The organism is Luteolibacter sp. (assembly GCF_058122085.1).
The window spans coordinates 1-6,432 of sequence record NZ_JBIKBQ010000161.1 but is presented as its reverse complement, the minus strand read 5'-3'; the positions used below and the strand labels follow the sequence as shown (position 1 = coordinate 6,432).

The following is a 6,432-nucleotide window of genomic DNA, read 5'->3' as shown; positions in this document are numbered from 1 at the left end:
GCAAGCCGACCAAGTGCTGCTCTACGACGCCCGGCCCGGATTCTTCTACAGCCTCGGCCACCTTCCCGGCGCCATCAGCCTGCCGAAGTCGGCGGATTGCGACGCGCAAATCACCCGGCGGGAGGCAGAAATCAAAGCCGCCCTCGCCGCGAAAAAAACCATCGTCATCTACTGCACCAACCTCGCCTGCCCGGACGCCCGCACCGTCGCGATCCATCTGGCAGGCTTCGGCTACTCATCCTCCACCCTCACCGGCGGCTGGGAAGCGTGGAAGGAAAGCGGCCTGCCGACCGAATGATTCTCAACTTCTAACCTACCAACACCTGATCATGTCTTCATTCTCCAACGTCACCGTCGATGCCAAAGCCAACGTCTATTTCGACGGCAACGTCGTTTCCCACACCGTCCATTTCGCCGACGGCACCAAGAAAACCCTGGGCCTCATCTACCCCGGCAATTTCCACTTCGGCACCGCCGCTCCCGAGCGCATGGAAATCATCGCCGGCGCTTGCGAGGTCACCCTCGACGGAACTTCGGATGTCGTCGTCGTCGAGGCCGGCTCCGCCTTTGATGTCGCCGGCAACAGCGGCTTCACCATCAAGGTGAGCGAAGGCATTTGCGAATACATCTGCTCGTTCCTCCCAGCCTGATGCCAAGCCCGGGGTCCATCCGAAATCGATCCGGACTGATCCTCGCGGCGGTGGCGTTGAGCTCTTGCGGAATCCGCCTGCCGGACACGCCCGCGCCCGTCTATCGGGCGGAGGTCGCCAAGACCGCTCCGCCTCCCTCCACGCCCGCTAGGGATCCCGACGTCCTCGTCTGGTTGATCTCCGACGAGCTGCACACCGGCATGGTTTTCCCCTACGACTGGCTCATCGAGTCCGGATTCATCCCACCCGCCGGCTTCGGCACGCCCAAGTACGTCACCCTCAGCTGGGGCGACCGGACCGCCTACATGGAGAAGGGCCTGCACTCGCCGTGGAAGTTTTTCCGCGCGCTCTTCACCCCCACGCCATCGGTGATGGAACTCATCCCGGCCAACTGGAACATCCCCGAAGTCTGCCCTCACCAGCGGATCTGGAGAAAACTCACCGCGCGCGAAAAAGGCCGCGACCTCGCCGCCTTCCTCAACGATTGCAGCGCCCGCGGCGCGGACGGCAGGCCGGTCGTCTGCGGCACCTCGAGCTGGGGCGGCGGCGTGTTGTTGGAGTCGCGGCACCTTTATTTCCTGCCCCGTGTTTGCAATGTCTGGACCGTGCAGGCCATCGAAACGCTCGGCGGCGAGATCCATCCCTGGCTCGCCGTCACCGCCAACGGCCTCATCCGCCAGGCGGAAAAACCGCCCAACGATTTTGAAAAAATCTGGCCCGGCGAGAAACCCTAACGATCGATCCACAAGCGCCCCTCGCGGCGCCGCAGCTTGCCGCCGCCCGGCAGGTTGATCGCCGCCGGATTTCCCACGTCCGCCAGGCCCAATCCCCGCTCGATCAAATCCCGCTCCGGCGAGGCGATCCCGCCGTCTTGGAGAAACTTCCGCAACGCGACCCGCTGCAACGCGACCGGCAATGCCCGCAGCACCGGCAGATGCAGCCGGCCTTGCGGATCGAGCACCATCGCTCGCTCCAGCGCCCACGCCTCCAGCGCTTCCAGATCCTCCGTGTCCGCCGCCCCGCGGACCAATGCCAGCGTGGCGTCGCGCCCGGAAATTTCCACTAACAATGGCAGCGCCTCGTTCCGCAGCCGGTTGCGCACCGCGATCGGCTCCGCGTTGCTCGCATCCTCCCGCCAGCGGTGGCCTTGCGATTCCAACCACGCCACCAACTCCGCCCGGCGGATCCCCAGCAGCGGGCGGATCAACTCCAGCACCACGCCCGATTCCGTCACTAACCGTTGCTCCTCGCGCATCCCCTTGAGCCCGTGCGAGCCGCGCAGTAAATTCCACAAAACCGTCTCCGCCTGATCATCCGCGTGATGCGCCAGCAGGATGCGGCGACAGCGGTGTTTCCGCGCGCATTCGCCGAAAAACGCATGCCGCGCGTTTCTCGCCGCCGTCTCCAGCGACTCGCCGCGCGCCGCCATCCGCGCCGCGACATCCGCCCGCCCGATCTCGCATTCCAGCCCGAGCTTCCCGGCCACCCGCCTCACAAACCTCGCGTCCTCCTCCGCCGCGGCGCGCCCGCGCAAGCCGTGGTCCAGATGACACACCACCAGCTTCCGAAACCCCGCCGCCACCAGCAAATGCAGCAGCGCCATCGAATCCGCCCCGCCCGACACGCCCACCAGCCAGCGCTTCCCCCGGGATGCGCCGGCCAACCACGGAATTTTCCCTGCAAGCGTCACGCCGCCCATCGTGAGCATCCCCGCACGCCCCGGCAATCCTGATCACCACCCGATTCACATCGGCACCCGGCCCTCTCGGTCCCTCGCCCGCCAACTGGCCCAAAGCCCGCAGCATCAAAGTGATCTCCATTCACTTTGGCATTGGCGGCAAGCCCAGCTCTTTCAGGAACTTGTTGTGCTTCGCCGTCGCCGTTTGGATCGCATTTCCGATTTCCACCAACTCGTCGTGAGTCGTTGCCAGACTGATCTCTTTCTCGCCCACCGCCGTGCTGATGTAGCGGGAGATGTTCAGGTTGAAGTTACCGAGGATTCCTCGGCAACTCGCTTCCGCTTTCGGTTCAAGAGCAGGTAGGTCGTGGTAATTGAATTTGGGAGGATTCATCGCGGGGATTCAAACATGTCTGCGTGGGCGCTCCGCCGAATTTCCGTTGTTGCTGAGCGCACCGTGGCTACTTGTTAAAGCCTTGCACACTCTTTTTCACCGCCGCAATCGGAGAAGGTTCCTTCCCCGGCGCGGGGTGGGCCGCGCCGGGGTGGGTTTGGGATTAGGCTCCGGGAATAACGGGTTCCGGCTGGGCGGCGGGCGGAGCCGCCGAGGTCGCGGATGATGCGGGATGTCACCCAGGCACCGGCGAAGGCGGCGCCGGGCTCGGTGCGGCGGAAGCCCAGGACGAGGCGTAACCGGTGCGAAGGGTTAAGTGCTCGTTGCTGAGGGTTAAGCGGTCGTTGCGAAAAATGCAGGTGATGCGGAAAGCGGGAACTATCTGATTCAACTCATGAGATGAGCTGCCCGATAGAAGGACGTCGAGAGAAATCGCCGAACAAATTCGGAACTGTTTGAGCCCGTTTTCACGAGAGAGCGAAGGATCGGCTGAACCCGCATTTTCAGCTTTTCAGCTTTTACCCCAAGGCGCGGATGGATTCGCGGCGACCGGTGATCGCCGCCACACTTACAAAAAACGCCCCGCGACCTTGCGGTCGAGGGGCGTTCGGGGAAGTGGCGGAATGCTAGGGTGGCTTAGACGGCGGCGGCGGTGCGGCGGAGTTCGCGCATCAGGCTGCGCGTCTCGTGCTGCCAGCCGTTCATGACCTCGCGGGAAAGCTGGACGCGGTCGGTCACGGCCTTTTCAAGCTCGTGGTAGTTGGCGGCGAGTTTCTCGACGATTTCGTGAAGCGAGTCGGCGGCGGAGCGGGCGGCGGCGGCGGGATGCTCGCGCAGCTCGGCGAGTTTCTTCTGGGCCTTGCGATGGGCCTCGCCCATTTCGGCGAGGAGGATGCGGCCGTCCGGCACGCGGCGGAGGCCATCGACGAGGCCGAGCTTGGAGAGCGTCCAGATGGTCCACTTGCTAGGGTCCCACTGCCATGGCTTCACGCCGTTGCGGTAGTCGTGCTGGAACTCGTGGTGATAGTTGTGATAGCCCTCGCCGAAGGTGAGGAAGGCCATGATCGCGCTGTCGCGGGCGGTGTGGCTGGTGGAATAAGGCTGGCGGCCGAGCATGTGGCAGAACGAGTTGATGAAAAACGTGCAGTGCTGGGCGACGACGATGCGGGCGATGCCGGGGATGAGGAAACCGCCGAGCGCGCCGAGCCACGGATCCAGGCCCATCTTGAGGTTCCAGACGTAGCCGAGCACCGTCGGGATCACGAGGCCGACGAAGAGGCCGATCCAGTGGACATACTTGTGCTGCCACATGACGAGCTTGTCTTTCCGCAGGTCGGCGACGTTGTCCATCGGTTGCTCGGGGTTGAGTTTGAAAATGAGCCAGCCGATGTGCGCCCAGAAGAAGCCCTTGGAGATGTCGTAGGGATCCTCGTCGTGATCGACGTGCTTGTGGTGGAGGCGGTGGTCGGACGCCCAGTTGAGGCAGGAATTCTCGAACGCGCAGGCGCCGAAAACGAGGGTGAAGAACTTGACCGGCATCTTCGCCTTGAAGGACAAGTGCGAGAACAGGCGGTGGTAGCCGACGGTGATGCTCATCATCGTGGCGGTCACGAAAAAGAAGAACATGGCGAACTGGAACCAGTCGAGGCCGACTTTAACCAGGTAGATGGGAACCCCGATGAGGGCGGTGAGGGCGGTGCCGATGAGGAAGGAACTGGTAATCCAGTCCACCCGGTTGAACGGAATGCGGTACATAATTTGTTTTTTTAAAACCCTCGGGCAGCCGGATGTTTAACCGGACGGTCGGCGCAATTGCGCGCCGATAGCCAAAGGACGAGGCTCAGTAGCCGACTTGGCCCGCTCATGCAAGCCCCCCTTTTTTCAGATTTCCGGCAGGTTCCGTCTTGACAAGGCCGGGCCGATCCCGCATCTAGCGCGCCCCGAACAAACCGCGGAACCAACCAAACCAACCAATAATCATCGCATGCGTGGAGTGATCATGAAGAAAGGCGAGCCCGTTGACCGGGCCCTCAAGCGCCTCAAGACGAAACTGGATTCCGAGGGCATCCTCGAGGAAATGCGCCGCCGCCGCGCGTTTGAGACGCCGACCGAGCGCAAGCAACGCAAGCTGCGTTCCGCCTCCAAGCGCAACAAGATCCGCTGGCGTTTCTCGAACGCTCCCGCGGCCGCTCCTGCCGACTCCGCCGAGTAATTTCCCCAGGTTCCGCAAACCGGGATCAGAAACGGGTGCCAAACGGCACCCGTTTTTTTGTGCCGATTTTAATTTCCCCGGCAAAGCCGCCGCGTGATGCTCGCGGCGATGGTGGAACGTGAATTTCTCGGATGGGACCGGCCGTTTTTGACGCAGGCGGTGGCGTGGCTGTTGGAACGGCGCGACGAGCTGCCGGGCATGCTGGTCGTGGTGCCCACGGCGCAAAGCGGACGCCGCTTGCGCGAGGCGCTGGCCGAGGCGGCGGGCGCGCTGCTCGCGCCCAAGGTCGTGACGCCGGGGTCGTTTTTACAATCCCGCGATGAAGATGCGGCGGCCGACTGGGTCGAGCGGGTTGCGTGGGTGGAAGTCTTGGAAAATGTGGCGGATTGGCCGGCATATGAGGCGCTGTTTCCCGAACCGCCGGGCGAGGGCACCAACTGGGCGGGCGGACTGGCGCAGGAAATGGTCCGGCTGCGGCACTCGTTGCAGGAAAACGGCCTACTTCTATCCACCGCCGCCCGGAAGCTCGGCGAAACGGTGGAGGCGGAGCGCTGGGAGGCGCTCGGCAGGCTGGAGAATGGGGTGGAGCGGAAGCTGCTATCGTGGGGCATGAAAAGCCGCAGCCGGGTGCTGTCGGAAGGCTTGCGGATGCCCGCCGGAACTTCCCGGATCGTGCTCGCCGGAGTGGCGGAAATGCCGCCGCTGGTCGAGCGGGCGTGGCTTGCCTGGGAGGGAACGGTGACGGTTCTCATCGGCGCGCCGGAGGACGAAGCGGAGCAATTTTCAAAAACCGGACGCCCGTTGCCAAGCTGGACGCAACGGGCGCTGCCCTGGCCGGATGGCTCGGTGCAAGTGGTGGCGGACCCGCGGCAGCAGGCGGCGGAGGCGCTGCGGGCGGTCGCGGAAACGAAGACTCCATCAGACGAAGTCGCGCTGGGATCGGCGGATAGCGAGGTCGGCGACGAGCTGGCCCGCGCCTTCACCCGCGAGGGCTGGCCGGCGTTCCACCCGGCGGCGGCGGTGGTGACCAGCGGGCTTGCGCGCTGGTTCAAGATCTGGTGCCAGTGGCTGGCGGACCCGTCCCTCGCGACGCTGGCGGACCTTCTATCACTTCCGGAAACGGGGATCCTGGTGGCCGGCAAGCGGGCGCAAAAGGCGAAGCGCCTGGCCGAGCTGCGCGACCGCTGGATGGTGGCGCGGACGGAGGATCTGCAACGCCGGATCGCCGCGGAAAATTTCCGCAGCGAGTGGGACAAGGAGTCCGCGGAGGAACTTTGCAAGGCCGCCGAGTCGCTCGAAAGCTGGCGCGCGAGTTTTCTGGGAGAAAATTTCGGCGGGGCGATGGAGCGGCTGCTAGGAGTCGTCGGTCGCACCGGCCCGGTGACGGAAGAGGCGTCTCAAGCCATGGCCGACTGGATCGCCGAAGCCGCCCCGCTGATCGGCCGGGTGAAGCGCGGGGCGGGATTCTGGATCGAGCTGATGCTTTCCGAAACGCCCT

The 6,432-nt window shown here is 64.3% G+C and carries 6 protein-coding genes and 2 pseudogenes; 5 read left to right on the top strand and 3 right to left on the bottom strand.

The window, feature by feature from the left end:
* The 3 genes from AC4DF4_RS17510 to AC4DF4_RS17500 all read left to right on the top strand — a co-directional run.
* The coding region (locus AC4DF4_RS17510) for a rhodanese-like domain-containing protein (RefSeq protein WP_490049397.1) at positions 1–298 on the top strand (298 nt) is incomplete at its 5' end.
* Between the two features lie 31 nt (positions 299–329).
* Entirely contained in the window at positions 330–650 is a 321-nt protein-coding gene (ppnP, locus tag AC4DF4_RS17505; protein WP_490049396.1) for a pyrimidine/purine nucleoside phosphorylase, read from the top strand.
* A 56-nt stretch (positions 651–706) separates the two neighbouring features.
* Positions 707–1,384 (top strand): DUF2459 domain-containing protein, encoded by a 678-nt coding sequence (locus tag AC4DF4_RS17500; protein WP_490049395.1) that lies wholly within the window; start codon positions 707–709, stop codon positions 1,382–1,384.
* Here AC4DF4_RS17500 and tilS read toward each other — a convergent pair.
* The 3 genes and pseudogenes from tilS to AC4DF4_RS17485 all read right to left on the bottom strand — a co-directional run bounded on the left by tilS (position 1,381) and on the right by AC4DF4_RS17485 (position 4,480).
* Positions 1,381–2,313, bottom strand: a complete 933-nt coding sequence (gene tilS, locus AC4DF4_RS17495; RefSeq protein WP_490049394.1) for a tRNA lysidine(34) synthetase TilS — start codon at positions 2,311–2,313, stop codon at positions 1,381–1,383. The two genes, AC4DF4_RS17500 and tilS, sit on opposite strands and share 4 nt — an antisense overlap.
* Positions 2,314–2,470: 157 nt before the next feature.
* Positions 2,471–2,641 (bottom strand): annotated as a pseudogene (locus tag AC4DF4_RS17490) (type I restriction-modification system subunit M); the annotation flags it as partial.
* Positions 2,642–3,358: 717 nt separating this feature from the next.
* Complete coding sequence (locus AC4DF4_RS17485) at positions 3,359–4,480, bottom strand: acyl-CoA desaturase (RefSeq protein WP_490049398.1); 1,122 nt, start codon at positions 4,478–4,480, stop codon at positions 3,359–3,361.
* 226 nt (positions 4,481–4,706) lie between these two features.
* Here AC4DF4_RS17485 and rpsU point away from each other — a divergent pair, with 226 nt between their 5' ends.
* Positions 4,707–4,934: a 30S ribosomal protein S21 gene (gene rpsU / locus AC4DF4_RS17480; RefSeq protein WP_490049393.1), complete on the top strand. Its 228-nt coding sequence runs from the start codon at positions 4,707–4,709 to the stop codon at positions 4,932–4,934.
* A 96-nt stretch (positions 4,935–5,030) separates the two neighbouring features.
* Positions 5,031–6,432 (top strand): annotated as a pseudogene (locus tag AC4DF4_RS17475) (hypothetical protein); the annotation flags it as partial.

What these genes read in the sequence shown, in the direction of transcription:
- rpsU (WP_490049393.1), top strand. Translation starts at nt 4,707, where the DNA reads ATGCGTGGAGTGATCATGAAGAAAGGCGAGCCCGTTGACCGGGCCCTC.
- ppnP (WP_490049396.1), top strand. Translation starts at nt 330, where the DNA reads ATGTCTTCATTCTCCAACGTCACCGTCGATGCCAAAGCCAACGTCTAT.